The organism is Pseudomonas sp. IT-P253 (assembly GCF_949768125.1).
Lineage (GTDB): Bacteria > Pseudomonadota > Gammaproteobacteria > Pseudomonadales > Pseudomonadaceae > Aquipseudomonas.
Window position 1 is genome coordinate 93,880 of sequence record NZ_CATKPT010000011.1, and the last position, 17,786, is coordinate 111,665.

At 58.7% G+C, this 17,786-nt stretch carries 15 protein-coding genes and 3 pseudogenes; 11 read left to right on the plus strand and 7 right to left on the minus strand.

Translation table 11 applies throughout. The annotated features are described in order from the left end of the window. Positions 1 to 3 precede the first annotated feature (3 nt). The 7 genes from ACM6IR_RS06180 to ACM6IR_RS06210 all read left to right on the plus strand — a co-directional run bounded on the left by ACM6IR_RS06180 (position 4) and on the right by ACM6IR_RS06210 (position 7,091). A complete protein-coding gene (locus ACM6IR_RS06180; RefSeq protein ID WP_414906878.1) occupies positions 4 to 834 on the plus strand; it encodes a carbohydrate ABC transporter permease in 831 nt (276 codons plus the stop codon). Between the two features lie 132 nt (positions 835 to 966). Next, complete coding sequence (locus ACM6IR_RS06185; RefSeq protein ID WP_414906879.1) at positions 967 to 2,070, plus strand: ABC transporter ATP-binding protein; 1,104 nt, start codon at positions 967 to 969, stop codon at positions 2,068 to 2,070. A gap of 15 nt (positions 2,071 to 2,085) precedes the next feature. Further along, a complete protein-coding gene (locus ACM6IR_RS06190; protein ID WP_414906880.1) occupies positions 2,086 to 3,558 on the plus strand; it encodes a mannitol dehydrogenase family protein in 1,473 nt (490 codons plus the stop codon). A gap of 144 nt (positions 3,559 to 3,702) precedes the next feature. After that, positions 3,703 to 5,199 (plus strand): xylulokinase, encoded by a 1,497-nt coding sequence (xylB, locus tag ACM6IR_RS06195; protein WP_414906881.1) that lies wholly within the window; start codon positions 3,703 to 3,705, stop codon positions 5,197 to 5,199. A gap of 13 nt (positions 5,200 to 5,212) precedes the next feature. Then, positions 5,213 to 6,166, plus strand: coding sequence for a carbohydrate kinase family protein (locus tag ACM6IR_RS06200; RefSeq protein WP_414906882.1), 954 nt, complete (start codon positions 5,213 to 5,215; stop codon positions 6,164 to 6,166). 180 nt (positions 6,167 to 6,346) lie between these two features. Then, positions 6,347 to 6,613, plus strand: coding sequence for a DUF2790 domain-containing protein (locus ACM6IR_RS06205; protein ID WP_414906883.1), 267 nt, complete (start codon positions 6,347 to 6,349; stop codon positions 6,611 to 6,613). An 82-nt stretch (positions 6,614 to 6,695) separates the two neighbouring features. Then, positions 6,696 to 7,091 carry a hypothetical protein gene (locus ACM6IR_RS06210; RefSeq protein WP_414906884.1) on the plus strand — a complete coding sequence of 132 codons (396 nt, stop codon included), beginning with the start codon at positions 6,696 to 6,698 and terminating at the stop codon, positions 7,089 to 7,091. Here the strand turns inward: ACM6IR_RS06210 and ACM6IR_RS06215 are convergent. Further along, complete coding sequence (locus ACM6IR_RS06215) at positions 7,088 to 7,357, minus strand: DUF1652 domain-containing protein (RefSeq protein WP_414906885.1); 270 nt, start codon at positions 7,355 to 7,357, stop codon at positions 7,088 to 7,090. The genes ACM6IR_RS06210 and ACM6IR_RS06215 overlap by 4 nt on opposite strands. Before the next feature lie 282 nt (positions 7,358 to 7,639). Here ACM6IR_RS06215 and eco point away from each other — a divergent pair, with 282 nt between their 5' ends. Beyond that, on the plus strand, positions 7,640 to 8,122 hold the full coding sequence (eco, locus tag ACM6IR_RS06220; RefSeq protein ID WP_414906886.1) for a serine protease inhibitor ecotin: 483 nt from the start codon (positions 7,640 to 7,642) through the stop codon (positions 8,120 to 8,122). Between the two features lie 31 nt (positions 8,123 to 8,153). On the opposite strand, the pseudogene ilvA reads toward eco, so the two are convergent. From ilvA to ACM6IR_RS06240, 4 genes and pseudogenes are all read right to left on the minus strand, one after another. Then, a pseudogene (gene ilvA, locus ACM6IR_RS06225) lies at positions 8,154 to 9,149 on the minus strand (threonine ammonia-lyase, biosynthetic); the annotation flags it as partial. A 409-nt stretch (positions 9,150 to 9,558) separates the two neighbouring features. Further along, positions 9,559 to 10,050: pseudogene (locus tag ACM6IR_RS06230) on the minus strand (ATP-grasp domain-containing protein); the annotation flags it as partial. A gap of 182 nt (positions 10,051 to 10,232) precedes the next feature. Further along, positions 10,233 to 10,573 (minus strand): annotated as a pseudogene (locus ACM6IR_RS06235) (RimK family alpha-L-glutamate ligase); the annotation flags it as partial. A 64-nt stretch (positions 10,574 to 10,637) separates the two neighbouring features. Continuing rightward, positions 10,638 to 10,997 (minus strand): hypothetical protein, encoded by a 360-nt coding sequence (locus tag ACM6IR_RS06240; RefSeq protein WP_414906887.1) that lies wholly within the window; start codon positions 10,995 to 10,997, stop codon positions 10,638 to 10,640. Positions 10,998 to 11,190: 193 nt separating this feature from the next. Between ACM6IR_RS06240 and ACM6IR_RS06245 the strand changes: the two genes are divergently transcribed. After that, positions 11,191 to 12,039, plus strand: a complete 849-nt coding sequence (locus ACM6IR_RS06245) for a Ku protein (protein WP_414906888.1) — start codon at positions 11,191 to 11,193, stop codon at positions 12,037 to 12,039. 119 nt (positions 12,040 to 12,158) lie between these two features. Here the strand turns inward: ACM6IR_RS06245 and lpxO are convergent, their stop codons facing one another. Continuing rightward, a complete protein-coding gene (gene lpxO / locus ACM6IR_RS06250; protein ID WP_414906889.1) occupies positions 12,159 to 13,058 on the minus strand; it encodes a lipid A hydroxylase LpxO in 900 nt (299 codons plus the stop codon). A gap of 496 nt (positions 13,059 to 13,554) precedes the next feature. Here lpxO and ACM6IR_RS06255 point away from each other — a divergent pair, with 496 nt between their 5' ends. Then, positions 13,555 to 15,144: an ABC-F family ATPase gene (locus ACM6IR_RS06255; RefSeq protein ID WP_157713016.1), complete on the plus strand. Its 1,590-nt coding sequence runs from the start codon at positions 13,555 to 13,557 to the stop codon at positions 15,142 to 15,144. Between the two features lie 274 nt (positions 15,145 to 15,418). Beyond that, positions 15,419 to 16,606 (plus strand): MFS transporter, encoded by a 1,188-nt coding sequence (locus tag ACM6IR_RS06260; protein ID WP_414906890.1) that lies wholly within the window; start codon positions 15,419 to 15,421, stop codon positions 16,604 to 16,606. 50 nt (positions 16,607 to 16,656) lie between these two features. On the opposite strand, the gene ACM6IR_RS06265 is transcribed toward ACM6IR_RS06260, so the two are convergent. Continuing rightward, positions 16,657 to 17,694: an alpha/beta hydrolase family protein gene (locus ACM6IR_RS06265; RefSeq protein WP_414906891.1), complete on the minus strand. Its 1,038-nt coding sequence runs from the start codon at positions 17,692 to 17,694 to the stop codon at positions 16,657 to 16,659. Positions 17,695 to 17,786 lie beyond the last annotated feature (92 nt).

The window sequence follows — 17,786 nt, forward strand, 5'->3', positions numbered from 1 at the left end:
GCCATGACCCTCCAACAATCCCGTCGTCTGCAAAGCCTGCTGCTGGGCACCCTGGCCTGGGCCATCGCGATCCTGATCTTCTTCCCGATCTTCTGGATGGTGCTGACCAGTTTCAAAACCGAAATCGACGCGTTCGCCACGCCGCCGCAGTTCATCTTCACGCCGACGCTTGAGAACTACCTGCACATCAACGAGCGCAGCGATTACTTCAGCTTCGCCTGGAACTCGGTAGTGATTTCCTTTAGCGCCACCGCGCTGTGCCTGCTGATCGCCGTGCCGGCGGCCTACTCGATGGCGTTCTACGAAACCCAACGCACCAAGGGCACACTGCTGTGGATGCTCTCCACCAAGATGCTGCCGTCGGTGGGCGTGCTGATGCCGATCTATTTGCTGGCCAAGAGTTTCGGCCTGCTCGATACGCGCATCGCCCTGATCGTGATCTACACGCTGATCAACCTGCCGATCGTGGTCTGGATGATTTACACCTACTTCAAGGACATCCCCAAAGACATCCTCGAAGCCGCGCGCCTCGACGGCGCAACGTTGTGGCAGGAAATGGTCCGGGTGCTGTTGCCGATCGCCAAGGGTGGCCTGGCTTCCACGGTTCTGCTGTCGCTGATCCTGTGCTGGAACGAGGCGTTCTGGTCACTGAACCTGACCTCGTCGAAAGCCGCGCCACTGACCGCGCTGATCGCTTCGTACTCCAGCCCTGAAGGACTGTTCTGGGCCAAGTTGTCGGCCGTGTCGACACTGGCCTGCGCACCGATCCTGATCTTCGGCTGGATCAGCCAGAAACAATTGGTCCGCGGCCTGTCGTTCGGCGCCGTGAAATAAGGCACACCCGATCCCTGTAGGAGCCAGGCTTGCCGGCGAAGGCGTCCGTTAAATCGCCTTCGCCGGCAAGCCTGGCTCCTACAAAAAAACTCGCCCGGTTCAATTGAATAAAACAAACGGAGGCCCATCACCATGGCCAACCTGAAAATCAAGAATCTGCAAAAACACTTCGAAGGCTTTTCCATCATCAAAGGCATCGACCTGGAGGTGAACGACAAGGAATTCGTGGTCTTTGTCGGCCCGTCGGGCTGCGGTAAATCCACCTTGCTGCGACTGATCGCCGGCCTTGAAGAAGTCAGCGGCGGCACCATTGAGCTGGACGGTCGTGATATCACGCAAGTCAGCCCGGCCAAGCGTGACCTGGCGATGGTGTTCCAGACCTACGCGTTGTACCCGCACATGAGCGTGCGCAAAAACATGTCGTTTGCCCTCGACCTGGCCGGCGTACCGAAAGCTGAAGTCGAGAAAAAAGTCGGCGAAGCGGCGCGCATCCTTGAACTGGGGCCGATGCTGGAACGTAAACCGAAACAGCTGTCTGGCGGCCAGCGTCAACGCGTGGCCATCGGCCGGGCGATCGTGCGTAACCCGAAAATCTTCCTGTTCGACGAGCCCCTGTCCAACCTCGATGCCGCCCTGCGGGTGCAGATGCGTCTGGAGCTGTTGCGCCTGCACAAAGAGCTGCAAGCCACGATGATCTACGTGACCCACGACCAGGTTGAAGCCATGACCATGGCTGACAAAGTCGTCGTGCTCAATGGCGGCAAAATCGAACAGGTCGGGTCGCCACTGGACCTGTATCACCAGCCGGCCAACCTGTTTGTCGCAGGCTTTCTCGGCACGCCGAAAATGGGTTTCCTCAAGGGCAAAGTCACCCGTGTCGAACATCAAAGCTGCGACGTGCAACTCGATGCCGGCACCCGCATCACGCTGCCGTTGAGTAGCGCCAACCTGAGTGTCGGCGGTGCGGTGACGCTGGGCATTCGTCCCGAACACCTGGAGCTGGCACGCACCGGCGACTGCACCTTGCAAGTCACCGCCGATGTCAGCGAACGCCTGGGCAGCGACACCTTCTGCCATGTGCTGACCTCATCTGGCGAAGCGCTGACCCTGCGCGTTCGCGGCGATCTGGCCAGCCGCTATGGCGAAACCTTGAGCCTGCACCTGGACGCCGCACACTGCCATTTATTTGATGCCGATGGCGTGGCGCTGACCCGCCCACTGCGCGCTGCGGCCTGATGTCGAGAATATGTGATGAAACTCAATAAACAGAACCTCAACCGCCTCTCGGCGCAAGTCATCTTGCCCGCCTATGCCCTGAGCGACACTCGCCAAGGCATCGCGCACATTGGCGTCGGTGGTTTCCACCGCGCCCATCAGGCGTATTACACCGACGCGTTGATGAACTTGGGCGTTGGCCTGGATTGGGCCATTTGCGGGGTCGGCCTGCGCGCTGAAGATCGCCGTGCGCGGGACGATCTGAAAGAACAGGATTACCTCTACACCTTGTTCGAACTCGGCGATACCGACGACACCGAAGTCCGGGTCATCGGCGCAATTCGCGACATGCTGCTGGCCGAAGACGGCGCGACAGCGCTGATCGACAAGCTCGCCAGCCCCGAGATCCGTATCGTTTCGCTGACCATCACCGAAGGCGGTTACTGCATCGATGACAGCAACGGCGAGTTCATGGCGCACTTGCCGCAGATCCAGCATGACCTGGCACACCCGCACACGCCGAAAACCGTGTTCGGGTTTCTCTGCGCTGCATTGGCCAAACGTCGCGCTGCCGGTTCACCCGCCTTCACCTTGATGTCCTGCGATAACTTGCCGCACAACGGCGCCGTCACCCGCAAAGCCTTGCTGGCGTTTGCGGCGTTGCGCGATGCGGAACTGTGCGACTGGATCGCCAACAACGTCAGCTTCCCCAATGCCATGGTCGACCGTATCACGCCGATGACCAGCACCGAACATCGCCTGCAACTGGCCGACAAACATGCGGTCGACGATGCCTGGCCGGTGGTCTGCGAACCCTTTGTGCAGTGGGTGCTGGAAGACAAGTTCGTCAACGGCCGCCCGGCCTGGGAAAAGGTCGGCGTGCAGTTCACTGACGACGTCACGCCTTATGAAGAGATGAAGATCAAACTACTCAACGGCAGTCACCTGGCCCTGACGTATCTGGGTTTTTTGAAGGGTTACCGCTACGTTCACGAGACGATGAACGATCCACTGTTTGTGCGTTACGTGCGCGCCTACATGGACCTGGACGTGACGCCACAGCTGTCATCCGTTCCGGGCATCGACCTGACCGATTACAAGAACACGCTGGTGGAGCGTTTCTCCAATCAAGCGATTGCCGATCAACTGGAACGGGTGTGTTCGGACGGTTCATCGAAGTTTCCGAAGTTCACGGTGCCGACCATTAACCGCTTGATTGCCGACGGCCGGGACACCCGGCGCGCGGCGTTGGTGGTGGCGGCTTGGGCGTTGTATTTGAAGGGCATGGATGAGAATGGCGATACCTATACCATTGCGGATCCACGGGCGGCATTTTGTCAGGCGCTGGTGGCGGATGATGCGTTGATCACACAGCGGTTACTGGAGGTCGAGGAGATTTTTGGTACAGCGATTGCGCATTCGCCCGAGTTTGTGGCGGCGTTTGAGTGGTGTTGCAACAGCTTGCGCGAGGTGGGTGTGACGCGGACGCTGGAGAGGGTTCTGGCTTGAGCTCTGTGCTAAAGAAGCGGCCGTCTTCGCGAGCTGGCTCGCTCCCACACGGGATCATTCCGTGTCCTATGAAGATCTCCTGTGGGAGCGAGCCTGCTCGCGAATGGCTTCACTGATATCGACCTGTCGATCCAAGGATCTTCCATGGCAACCCAACAACTTTTCCTCGGCATCGACTGCGGCACCCAAGGCAGCAAAGCCATCGTCCTCGACGCGCACAGCGGTCAGGTCCTCGGTCTGGGCGCCGCCGCGCATACGCTCATCAGCGGCGCCAATGGCTGCCGCGAGCAAGACACCGATCAGTGGCTGGAAGCATTCGCGCAGGCGACCCGTCGCGCCCTGCTTGCCGCCAATGTCGACGGCCAGCACATCCTCGGCATCGGCGTCTCCGGCCAGCAACACGGCCTGGTCCTGCTCGACGATCAAGGCAAGGTACTGCGTCCAGCGAAGCTCTGGTGCGACACCGAATCCACCGCGGAAAATGACCGGCTGCTCGCGCATCTGGGCGACGAAAGAGGCTCACTCGAGCGTCTCGGCGTGGTGATCGCACCGGGCTACACGGTGTCCAAACTGCTCTGGACCAAAGAACAGCATCCCGATGTTTTTTCCCGGATCGCCCGAATTCTGTTGCCTCATGATTACCTTAACTATTGGCTCACCGGCCGCAGTTGCAGCGAATATGGCGATGCCTCAGGCACCGGTTATTTCAACGTACGTACTCGCCAGTGGGATTTGCAGTTGCTACGCGACATCGACCCCACCGGCCGCCTGCAAGCGGCGTTACCGCAGCTGATCGATGCCCATCAGGCAGTCGGCACGATTCTGCCGGGTATCGCGGAGCATCTTGGCATCAACCCGCAAGCACTGGTCTCCAGCGGCGGTGGCGACAACATGATGGGCGCCATCGGCACCGGCAACATAAAGCCCGGCGCGATCACCATGAGCCTCGGCTCCTCGGGCACGGTTTACGCCTATGCCGACCAACCGAAGGTCAGCCCGGACGCCTCGGTCGCCACGTTCTGTTCCTCCACCGGTGGCTGGTTGCCGTTGATCTGTACCATGAACCTGACCAATGCCACCGGGGTGGTTCGCGAGTTGTTCGAGCTGGATATCGAGCCATTCAATGACCTCGTCGCCCAAGCGCCCATCGGTGCCGAAGGCGTGTGCATGGTGCCGTTTCTCAACGGTGAGCGCGTCCCCGCCCTGCCCCAGGCCACCGGCAGCCTGTTGGGGCTGACGATGACGAACCTGACGCGGGCCAACCTGTGCCGCGCCGTGGTGGAAGGCACGACCTTCGGTTTGCGGTATGGGCTGGACCTGCTACGCCGCAATGGCTTACAAAGCGTGCGCATTTGTCTGATCGGCGGCGGCTCGAAAAGTCCGGCGTGGCGGCAGATCGTCGCGGACATCATGAACACCCCCGTGATCTGCACTGAACAAAGCGAAGCCGCTGCCCTCGGCGCAGCGATTCAGGCGGCATGGTGCACGTCTTGGGCAAACGGGCACGAAGACAGTCTGGCGGATCTTTGCGAGCGGTGCGTGAAGCTCGATCTGACCAGCGAAACCCTGCCCATCGCAGAAAATGTGGCAGCCTGTCAGCTGGCCTATGAACGCTATCAACAACGGGTCGCAACCCTTTAAAGAGCGAGCAACTATGTATCTGGTGTGTGGCGAAGCGCTGTTTGATTTCTTCAGTGAGAACGATGCCAGCGGCCTGGCTTCAAAAGTCAATTTCAAGGCAATTGCCGGCGGCTCGCCGTTCAACGTGGCGGTGGGATTGCGCCGATTGGGCGTGGATTCGGCATTGTTTGCCGGGTTGTCCACCGACTACCTGGGCCGGCGTTTGCTGCAAGTGCTGCAGGACGAAGGTGTGCGTGCTGGCTACCTGGTAGATTTCGCCGCGCCCACGACCCTGGCGATGGTCGCGGTCGGCGCCAATGGCTCGCCCCACTACAGCTTCCGGGGTGAGGGTTGCGCGGATCGACAGTTGAAACCGGAGCACCTGCCTCAGCTGGGGCCCGAGGTGCGCGGCTTGCATATCGGCTCGTTTTCGCTGGTGGTGCAGCCGATCGCCGACACCTTGCTGGCGCTGGTGCGCCGGGAAAGCGGCCAGCGTTTGATCAGTCTTGACCCTAACGTACGCCTCAATCCTGAACCGAATATCGAACTGTGGCGTTCGCGGGTTGCGACCTTGATTGAGCTGGCCGATCTGATCAAAGTCAGCGATGAGGATTTGAGCCTGTTGTATCCCGAGCAGGCGCCGCAGCAGGTCATCGAAGGGTGGCTGCAGCATCGCTGCCAGCTGGTATTTTTGACCCGTGGCGGCGCGGGGGCGACGGTGTTCAGCAAGGGCCACGGTTCGTGGTCGGTGCCGGCTTGCTCGGTGAAGATTGCCGACACGGTGGGCGCAGGCGATACCTTCCAGGCGGCGTTGATTGCCTGGTTGACCGAGCAACAGCTCGACTCGGTAGAGGGTGTGCAATCGCTCGGCCGCGAGCAGATCGACGGGATGCTGAAGTTCGCGGTCCAGGCGGCGGCATTGACGTGCAGCAAGACCGGGCCGGATTTGCCGTATCGCCACCAGCTGGATGGCAAAACTGTCCAGTAACACCGATGGCCGACGCTGCTGGCCTGGCGACAGGCGGCGTTCAGCCGGGTTAACCATTACTTAACGTTGCGGTCCAAGACTTTACTGGACCGCACGCCCTCAGGCACCTCTGACGCCCAGTGCGGCAGGTTCGACGTCGACGACGTCGGGCTGACTTTCCGTCCGCACCGGAGATCGCTCATGAACACACGCACATTACTGGTTACCGCCGCCTTCGCCTGCACCGGTTTTACCGGGCTTGCCCAGGCCAACGACACCACATCCCCTCAACCCGCGCTCTATCACTACGGTATGCCATTGCATGTGGCCAAGGTTGTCTCACTGACCGAGCCCTCGACCCTGGATTGCAAAGTGGTGACGGCTGACATGAAGTACATCGATAACACAGGCAAGCCTGCAGAACTCTACTACCGAAAACTTTCCGATGCCTGCAGTCTTCAAAACTGACTGAAACACTCCTTGACGGTATTCCTCAGAGGGATCTGGCGCTATGCTCTAGCGCCTTCCCTCACTGCCGCAAGGATAAGCCATGCAGTTATCGTTTCGTACGTTGTCAACGTTTACCGCCGCCTTGTGTGTGCTGCTGGCCCTGGTCTGGGGTTTGGTGCCCGACTGGTTGCTGGCGATCGGGAGCATTGAGTACTCGACAGCGACCGGTCTGGTCGCCCGGCGTAGCGCCATCCTGTTCGCAGCGTTAGGCATGATCTTATATGGGGTTCGAAACGAGGCGCCCTCTGTCACCCGCAACGCGCTGAGTAATGGTTTCATTGCCGGCTCCTGGGGACTGGCAGTACTGGGCTTCGGCGAATGGCTCAATGGCCATGCCGGACCGGGCATACTGGTGTCGGTGGTGGTCGAACTGGCGCTGGGCCTGGCTTTTCTCCAGACCAAGCGCGTGTCGGTAGAACTCGAAACCGTGAACTAAGGCGCAGCCCTGTTCAGGTGCAAAAGCTGGACGCTCGCTTGATTTCGCATGTCAGAACGCAGCTCGGCGATCAGTTCGTGAATTTCACGACAGCTGTTAAGCCGCTGAGCATTGATGCCGCTCACCATCAGATCAAGGTGATCGGTTTCACCGTTTGCAAACACTTTTACAGTCATCGACAGGTCTGGAGTCAGTGTGCATAAACAGCGTTTTGGCAGAAAACTGCTTTCGATGATATTGCGAAGTTCCAAGGCAGATAGAAACATGGCGACCTTTCTCCTTATTGTGAGACTGCCAATCAAAGCTCAACACTGACTCTGAAAACGTCGGTCAGTTAAAGTCCAGATACAGCATAAAACATACCTCGAATTTCGCCGTGCAGCTCATCGGTAAATCAACGGTTTAGCGAAACTTCCGGCGAATGGCTTCATGCAATTTGCAAGAAAGACCAAGGATTGCGCGGCAATTTGCATTAGCGGCGGACGGCAGCAAGAATGCTGCCATACTTTTCAGTGTCCGCTGACACCCCACACAAGCAAGGAGGCATCATGGGTTCTATGACCTTTAACACGACCGTAGGGCTGATTGTTGCCGGGCTGTCGACCTTCGCTCAGGCAGCGAAACTCGAAACAGTCGCGCCGTACCCCAAACCCGAAAGCGGTTTTACCCGCCAGGTCATTCACCTCACCCCGCAAACCCAGGAAGACAGCTACCAGGTCGAGATCCTCGCTGGCAAGACGCTGAACGTTGACTGCAATCGTCAACGCCTCGGCGGGATTCTTGAAGAGAAGAACCTTGAGGGTTGGGGCTACCCCTTCTACCGACTGGAAAAGGTGATCGGCCCGATGAGTACGCTGATGGCCTGCCCCGATGGCAAGAGCAAAAAGGACTTTGTGCCGGTCGTCGGTGATGGATTCATGCTGCGTTACAACAGCAAACTGCCGATCGTGCTCTACGTGCCCAAGGACGTGGAAGTGCGGTATCGGATCTGGTCGGCGTCGAGCAACGTCGAAAACGCCGTCCAGGAATAACCGAGCCATCCCCTCACACAGGGGCGCCGCTTAACGCGGCGCGCTCGGCCACATGCCGCAAACTGTCGAAGTTGATGTTGGCGCCCGAGTCGATGGCCACCAGGGTCTGGCCACTGGCTCCGGTTTGCGCCACGTACTTCTTGATCCCAGCCACGGCCAGCGCACCGGAGGGTTCGGTGATCGAACGGGTGTCGTCGTAGATGTTCTTGATCGCGGCGCAGAGTTCGTCGTTGCTGACCGTCAGCACTTCATCAACGCAAAACCGACAGACCTCGAAACCATAGGCGCCGATCTGTGCAACGGCCACGCCATCGGCGAAGGTTCCTACGCTGGGCAGGACAACTCGCTCACCCGCCTGTAAGGCGGCGGCCAGACACGCGGAGTGCTCCGACTCGACGCCAATGATCCGGACTTCGGGGCGCAGGTATTTGACGTACGCGGCGATACCGGCGATCAAACCACCGCCACCCACCGGAACGAAGATCGCGTCCAGCGGCCCTTGGTGCTGGCGGAGGATTTCCATCGCCACCGTGCCCTGCCCCGCGATCACGTCCGGATCGTCGAATGGCGAGACGAAGGTGCGCCCGGTTTGCCGTGCCAGGTGCAAGGCATGCTCCAGCGCAAACGGAAAACTCTCGCCGTGCAGCACGGCATCGGCACCGCGACTGCGAACGCCCAACACCTTCAGCTCCGGTGTCGTACAGGGCATGACGATGGTGGCGGCAATCCCCAGCTCCCGTGCCGACAGGGCAACGCCTTGAGCGTGATTCCCGGCGGAAGCGGTGATCACGCCGCGCGCCTTTTGCTCATCGCTCATCTGCACCAGTTTGTTGTAGGCACCGCGAATCTTGAAGGAAAAGGTCGGTTGTAAATCTTCGCGCTTAAGCAGGATCTGGTTACCCAGGCTTTGGGACAGTGCGGGCGCCGGTTGCAACGGTGTCCGCACCGCCAGCTCATAGACCGGCGCGGCGAGGATCTTTTTTACGTAGTGCTCAAGCAAGGCTTGCTGGTCGGGCGTGCTGCTCATGGTCGTCTCCTGGAAGTCCGGTTTCACACGGAAAACCCCAGAGACAGAAAGTAAAAACCCGCCTCTAGGGCGGGTTGGGTGCTGCAGTCGTGAGCTAGCCCGCCAAATAAGGAATGGCGGTAATAATGCTTGGCTGGCAGCGCAATACGGTGGAAGTCATGGCTGAAAACTAGCCGGGTGCTAATGGCAAGTCAATGGCCGGACTTGGAATTTATTGTGCAGCCGAGATTGCCATCGCGAGCAAGCTCGCTCCCACATTGAATCTCCAACATGGACACAACATTGATGAACGGCAAAGATCATTGTGGGAGTGAGCCTGCTCGCGAAGGCGATTTCACAGCCGCCGACATCCCTTCACCAAACGCCTGAGCCCGGCGTCCGGCGTCATCACGCTGAACTCCGCCGTTCATCAGGCCTGGCCGCGGCGCTTGAGTTCCAGGCGACGGACAAATTCTTCCAGCACCAGTGAATACAAATCGTCCTGCAAATAAGCGTCTTCGATGCCAGCGTCCATGTTCGGGTTGTCGTTGACCTCAATCACCACCACTTTGTCGCCGGACTGCTTGAGGTCGACACCGTAGAGGCCATCGCCGATCAGGTTCGCGGTCTTCACCGCCAGCTCCACCACCGCACGTGGTGCTTCGTGTACCGCCAGGGTGCGGCATTCGCCGTTGATGTCCTGCCCCTTGGCCTTGTGGTTGTAGATTTGCCAATGGCCCTTGGACATGAAGTACTGGCAGACGAAAATCGGTTTACGATTGAGTACCCCGATGCGCCAGTCGTATTCCGTGTAGAAAAACTCCTGAGCCAGCAACAGCACCGAGTGCTCGAACAGTTCGGCGGTAGCCTTGAGCAATGCTTGTTGGCTCTCGACCTTGATCACACCCTGGGAAAAACAACCAGCCCTTCGCTCTTAATGCCAGTCAGTTAAGAAAATCTCAGACGAAACACGCTCTTGGTAGCAGCTGGCGAAGCCTGCGTTCGGCTGCGCAGCAGTCGTAAAATCAAGCGGCGCGGTGTGTTTTACGACTGCTACGCAGGCTTCGCCAGCTGCTACAGATCGCGTTACGGCTTAACTGACTGGCATTAGCCCTTCGCTCTCGGCTTTCTTGGCGAAACGGTAGGTGTGATTGTCGTCGCTTGTCGTCTCTCGGATCAGCAGCCCGTCGTATTCGGCGATGCGCGCGTAATCCTTGCGCTCGATCAGTTCCACATCGATGCCCAGCGTCTTGCCAACGCGTACGAAGTTGTCCAGCGCCTTGGCATTGGATGGCGGCAACGCTTCCTGCGGGTCGTGCAGAATCGCGAGGTCATAGCGGGCCAAACGCCGGGAGCGTGGCAGGCGCCAGATCTTGCGATCTGAAACTGTCGAGCGAGTTGGCAAACTGATCTTCCTGGCCTTCACGCAACTTGTGCAAGGCGCCGCGGCGGTGATTCTGTATGCCCGAACGTGATTTAAACAATCCCTGTCGCACATCGTTTTGACACTCAACGGTTGTTGTCGTCTGCGTCTCGAGGGGGCGGATTGGGTATGAATTTCGGTGGGCTGACAGGAGCCGACCGATCCTGGGGATAGCGGTTGCCAATGCCGCCGTTGTCCAGGGTGGGTGGGCGAGGCACCGGCACCGTGTTCGGCCCTCGGACAACCGGCGCACCGGGTTGCGTCCCCTGCATGCTGTTGGGGTTGGCCCGGTGAATCGGGCTGTTGTACGGATTGTTGTTAGTGCTACCCGGCAGGTTCTGGGCAACCCGCAATGGCGAACTGCCAAGTGCGGCGTCAGCCGGAGGCAGATGGCTCAGCGCGCCGGTCAATGCCAACGCCGTGACGCCTAGCACGAAACGATTCATGGGGAAGCCTCTCGACGTATGCATGGATAGGGTCTTCGATATCACGCTACGCCCGGGGTTCGGTTTTGTTAACCAAAACCTCCACGGCAAGATGTAACACGAGGTTGATCTACCCGCAGGACGGGGCCACACGCCGCTGAAACTTTTGCGCCAGGCCACAGGTCACCTGATCATCACATAGGAGAAGACAACGATGGTCAGGGCAATCTGGAAAGGCGCAATCAGTTTCGGACTGGTGCACATCCCTGTGGCGCTGGTCTCGGCGACTTCCTCACACGGGGTGGATTTCGACTGGCTCGACAGCCGCAGCATGGACCCGGTGGGCTACAAGCGCGTCAACAAGGTCACTGGCAAGGAAGTCACCAAGGAGCACATCGTCAAAGGGGTCCAATACGAAAAGGGCCGCTACGTCGTGCTCAGCGAAGAGGAAATCAAGTCGGCGCACCCGCTGTCCACGCAGACCATCGACATTTTCGCCTTCGTCGACAGCGAGCAAATCCCCTTGCAAAACATCGATACGCCCTACTACCTCGCGCCGGATAAACGCGGTGGCAAGGTGTATGCGTTGTTGCGTGAAACGTTAAGCAAAACCAAAAAAGTGGCGCTCGCCCAAGTCGTGCTGCATACCCGTCAGCACTTGGCCGCGCTGATGCCGCTGGAATCGGCCATGGTGCTGGTGATGCTGCGCTGGCCGGGGGAAGTACGCAGCCTTGATACGCTTGAGTTGGGCAGCGAGGTAACCAAGCCGGAATTGGCCAAGGGCGAACTGGATATGGCCAAACGCCTGGTGGAAGACATGAGCGCAGACTGGAAACCTGAGGATTACCACGACAGCTTCGAAGACAAGATTATGGCGCTGGTCGAGAAGAAGGCCAATGAAGGCAAGATTGAGGATGTTGAAACGCCGACTGGAGAGGAAGAACGCAAGACGGCCGATGTTATTGATTTGACCGAATTGCTTAAACGTAGCCTCGGAGGCAAAAGCGCCGGTAAATCCAAGCCGGCCGCACACAAAAAAGCCACGAAGACTTCTCGTGGTTGATTCGAGGGTTGTGGTGAATGGTACGACCCCATCGCGAGCAAGCTCGCTCCCACATTGGACACAGATCAACTGTGGGAGCGAGCCTGCTCGCGAAGGCGTCATGAGCCACCGCACAGAAGTCAGATCAGCACAAAAACCGCCAGCAACCCGCCAAAAATCGCCCACTTCTCGAGGTAGTAGAGCTTACGATTGCGCTTCTTGAGCGCCTTGCCACGCAGGCGGATCTTGTAGATTTTGGCGAACAGGCGGTTGATGCCGCCGGTCTTGTCCCCCACATCGTTGGGCGCGCCCGCGGCCGACATCACATGACGGCTGAACCAGTCATTGAATGCAGCCGCCCAGCGATACTTCATCGGCCGCTCGATGTCGCAAAACAAAATGATGCGGTTCTGCTCAGTGGTATTTTCGGCGTAGTGAATGAACGTCTCATCGAACATCACCGCTTCGCCGTCGCGCCAGTGATAGCGCTCGCCATCGACGTTGATGTAGCAACCGGCGTCGTTGGGCGTTTCGAGACCCAGGTGATAACGGTAGGAGCCGGCATAAGGATCGCGGTGCCGCACCAGTCTGGAACCGGGTGGCAACTCGGCAAACATCGCGGCCTTGATCGAACCGATGCTTTGCACCAGTTCCGTGGTCCGAGGGCAAAGTTTCATCGCCGACGGATGGCTGTCGCCATACCACTTCAGATAGAAGCGCTTCCATCCGGTCTTGAAGAACGAGTTAAAGCCGACATCATCGTATTGATTCGAGCGCTTGATCTCTCCGGCCTTGATCAGGTTCTGACCTTCGGCACGAATCTCTTCCCAATGATCCTGTAACGGACTCAGGTCCGGAAAATCAACAGGATCGAGATAAGGCTTGCTGGGGATTTTCGAGCACATATAAAGGAAGCAATTGACCGGCGCCAGAAACGTGGAGTGATCACTCAGTTGGCGGCCCAGCTTATGGCGCACCCGCCCCCGCAGGTGGACGTACGCAATGGATACAACGTAAATAACGGCGATGATGAGTTTCACAAAAGTCGTCACACGTCAGAAGTGAACAAACTGCGTTCCCTGCCGGCCATTGGGCCCAGGGTTTTTATGCAGCGTCTAAATACGAAACAGCGGTCCCGCAAGCGCGTCGTCGAGTCTGCGTCAACGATTAGCCTGCGGCGTATAGATCGTATTTTAGCCAAAGTTTGTAACCAATAGTTAACCTGCAGATGCGAAAATCTGTCCGCTGATACCGCCAAAACGTCCGTGTGGCCTCAATGCCCTATCGTTTAAAGAGCCAGACCAGTACAATCGCCGCCAAACATTACGCGCCCCCCTTGGTTGATGACGGGAATGAACCCCGTCTCAGCGCACTTCGACTCGGGCCAAGCGCTCCACATGCTGCTGTCCACTTATTGCCAGATGGACCTTCCGCTTCTGACCGGGATGCATTTCCTGTGGTTCGAATACCGGAAACGGGTACTGAATCGGTACTGCCGCAACCCTAGCTACTCTGAATGCTTCGCAGGAAAAACCTTTGATCTCTACAGCTAACATCACGATGCAGTTCGGCGCCAAGCCGCTATTCGAAAACGTTTCGGTCAAATTCGGCGCGGGCAACCGCTACGGCCTGATCGGCGCCAACGGTTGCGGCAAGTCGACCTTCATGAAAATCCTCGGTGGCGACCTTGAGCCGTCCGGCGGCCAGGTCATGCTGGAACCGAACGTGCGTCTGGGTAAATTGCGCCAGGACCAGTTCGCCTACGAAGAATTCACCGTGATCGATACCGTGATCATGGGCCACGAAGAACTGTGGAAGGTCAAGGCCGAGCGCGACCGCATCTACTCGCTGCCGGAAATGACCGAAGAAGACGGCATGGCCGTTGCGGAACTGGAAACCGAGTTCGCCGAAATGGACGGCTACACCGCCGAATCCCGTGCCGGCGAGCTGTTGCTGGGCCTGGGTATCGGCATCGAGCAGCACTTCGGCCCGATGAGCGAAGTGTCTCCGGGCTGGAAACTCCGCGTGTTGCTGGCTCAGGCGCTGTTCTCCGACCCTGAAGTGTTGCTGCTCGACGAACCGACCAACCACTTGGACATCAACACCATCCGCTGGCTGGAAAACATTCTGACCCAGCGCTCCAGCCTGATGATCATCATCTCCCACGACCGTCACTTCCTGAACAGCGTGTGCACCCACATGGCTGACCTGGATTACGGCGAGCTGCGTCTGTTCCCGGGCAACTACGACGAATACATGACCGTGGCGACCCAGTCCCGCGAGCAGTTGCTGTCGGACAACGCCAAGAAGAAAGCGCAGATTTCGGAACTGCAATCGTTCGTCAGCCGCTTCTCGGCCAACGCCTCGAAAGCCAAGCAGGCCACTTCCCGCGCCAAGGCGATCGACAAGATCCAGTTGGCCGAGGTCAAGCCTTCGAGCCGTGTGAGCCCGTTCATCCGTTTCGAACAAACCAAGAAGCTGCACCGTCAAGCGGTCATCGTCGAGCGCATGGCCAAAGGCTTCGATGGCAAGCCGCTGTTCAAGGATTTCAGCTTCGTTGTTGAAGCTGGCGAGCGCGTTGCGATCATCGGCCCGAACGGTATCGGTAAAACCACCCTGCTGCGTACCCTGGTCAACGAACTGACCCCGGATGCCGGCACCGTGAAGTGGACCGACGCCGCGGAGCTGGGCTACTACGCCCAGGACCACGCGCACGATTTCGAAGACGACTGCAACCTGTTCGACTGGATGGGTCAATGGACCCAGGGCGGCGAGCAACTGGTTCGCGGCACCCTTGGCCGGATGCTGTTCTCCAACGACGAGATTCTTAAGTCGGTCAAGGTCATCTCCGGTGGTGAGCAAGGTCGCATGCTGTTCGGCAAGCTGATCCTGCAAAAGCCGAACGTGCTGATCATGGACGAACCGACCAACCACTTGGACATGGAATCCATCGAGGCGCTGAACCTGGCGCTGGAAAACTACCCGGGCACGCTGATCTTCGTCAGCCACGACCGTGAGTTCGTATCGTCGCTGGCCACCCGCATCATCGAACTCAGCCCTAGCGGCGTGATCGACTTCAGCGGCACTTATGATGATTACCTGCGTAGCCAGGGTGTAGTGTTCTAAGCGTCTGCTGAAACTGAAAAGCCCTGTCCTGGTGACGGGGCTTTTTGCATTTCAGGACCGTATGTTCTTGGTGTCAAAGGCCTCTTCGCGGGCAAGCCACGCTCCTACAGGAAATGTGTCGTGCCCGAGCCTTGTGAGCGACCTCGACTCTGTAGGAGCGAGGCTTGCCCGCGAGGAGGCCCTCGAATTCAACGAATATAGTTAGCCTGCTTCCTTTTATTTCTCACCCAAGCCATGATGCAGCTCTCCCACCGCCGCCCGCGAACGAGCCCTCATGTCAGTGCAGCAATTGCCCCCGCAAAGCTCCATGGCGATCACCCTGCAGATTGTCTCCATCGTGTTCTATACCTTTGTTGCCTTCCTCTGCATCGGTCTGCCGATTGCGGTGTTGCCGGGGTATGTCCACGAACAGTTGGGCTTCAGCGCGATTGTTGCAGGGCTGACGATTGGCTCTCAATACCTGGCCACGCTGCTCAGCCGTCCGATGGCCGGGCGCATGTCGGACACCATCGGCACCAAGCGGGCGATTGTTTACGGGTTATCGGGGATTGTGTTGAGCGGCGTGCTGACATTGATTTCTACGCTGCTGCAAAACTATGCGCTGCCGAGTTTGTTGATCCTGATTGCCGGTCGCTTGTTACTCGGGGTCGCCCAGGGCTTGATCGGCGTCGGCACCATCAGCTGGTGCATGGGCCAGGTCGGTGCGGAACACACCGCACGCTCGATTTCGTGGAATGGCATTGCCTCTTATGGTGCCATTGCGATCGGTGCGCCGCTGGGTGTGGTGATGGTCGCAGACTATGGCTTTGCCAGCCTGGGGATCGTACTGTCGCTGCTGGCCTTGGCGGCGCTGGTGCTCATCCGCAACAAACCCTCGGTGCCGGTGATTCGCGGCGAGCGCCTGCCGTTCTGGGCAGTGTTCGGGCGGATCGCGCCGTTTGGTGCGAGCCTGAGCCTCGCCTCGATCGGTTACGGCACACTGACGACGTTTATTACCTTGTATTACGTCAGCCGAGGCTGGACTGGCGCGGCCTATTGCCTGACGGTGTTCGGGATCTGCTTTATTTTGTCGCGACTGCTGTTCATCTCGGCGATTAGTCGCTTCGGCGGCTTCACCTCGGCCATCGCCTGCATGACCATTGAAACAGTCGGCTTGGGGCTGCTGTGGCTGGCGCCTTCGACCGGCTATGCCCTGATTGGTGCGGGGCTGACCGGGTTTGGGCTGTCATTGGTGTATCCGGCACTGGGAGTTGAGGCGATCAAACAAGTACCCAATTCCAGTCGCGGGGCGGGCTTGAGTGCTTACGCCGTGTTTTTCGATCTGGCGCTGGCGATTGCCGGGCCGTTGATGGGCGCGGTGGCGTTGAACCTGGGGTATTCGTGGATTTTCTTCAGCGCAGCGTTGCTGTCGGTGACGGGGCTGGGCCTGACCCTGTTATTGAAACGTCGCGCAATGGCCTGACATCCACAATCCCTTGTGTAGGAGCGAGCTTGCTCCTACACAAGGATTGCTTATTGATCGGCGGTTTGCATCCCGGCGCGGGTGGCTTTGCCCAGCGTGCGGGAAAAGAAACTCCCGGCTTCGGAAATCAGATTGCGGTGAATGTCTTCGCGGTCGACGCCATCGGCATCAGTGCACAGCGCAGGCGTGACGATAAACTGATCTTCGTTGCACGGCGCCATGAATACGAAGTGCCCTGCCCCGGCCAGTAACTTGAAGTCCGGTGCGATGGGTAGTTTCCGCGCCAGGGCTGCGGCGTTTTTGTCGAACGCCACCAGTTTGTCGCCATCACCGCTGTAAAGCAGCACCGGCACATGCACATCGGCCAACGTGGAACGGCCAAACTTCAAGCTCAGTGGCGCCATCAACAGCAACGCGTGGACACGCGGGTCGGCGATCGGTTGCAAGTCATCGCGGTCGACGATCAACTCACCTTTTGTGTTGCAGGCATCGCGGTCATCGGGGCGCTCCTGGCAATAGCGGCGCAAGCGGTCCAAATCTGGCGTGGCACCGGACAGGATCAACGCTGTCTCTCCGCCGGCCGAATAGCCGATCACGCCCACCTGATCGGCATTGACGAAAGGTGCGAGCATACGATCGCCCAAGGTCGCGGTAATGGCTTCGGAAATCTGGATCGGTCGGCCGTAAAGGTTACTCAAAGTACCGAGGCGGCTGTGATCTTTGGAGTTGTCACCGGGATGGAACACCGCCACCACCACAAAACCTTTGCGCGCCAGCGAGGTCATCAGGTCGTGCAAGGCCAGCGGGGTTCCGGTGTTGCCGTGGGACAGCATCAGCATCGGGAAGCGACCAATGGCGACGGGGGTGTCTTCGCCGGCTTCAACCGAGTAACCCTCGAGTTTGCTGGTGTGTTCGCGGTCGTTGGAGGGATAGAAAGCGATGGCCCGCATGGGTTGAAGATCCAACGGGTCGAGAAAGGTCATTTCATGGAAACCGACGCTCCATTGAGGACGTAGCGCATGCGCAGCGTGCACTGAATTCAGGCTGCTGAGCAGGCAAATCAGTAATGTTGCACAAAGACGCACCATGGGATGCCCCACCTTGTTACTTGACCGGAGACGGTAACCCTTGACTGCATAACTCGGGCCAACAATTCATCAAACAGCAATGACAGGAAACA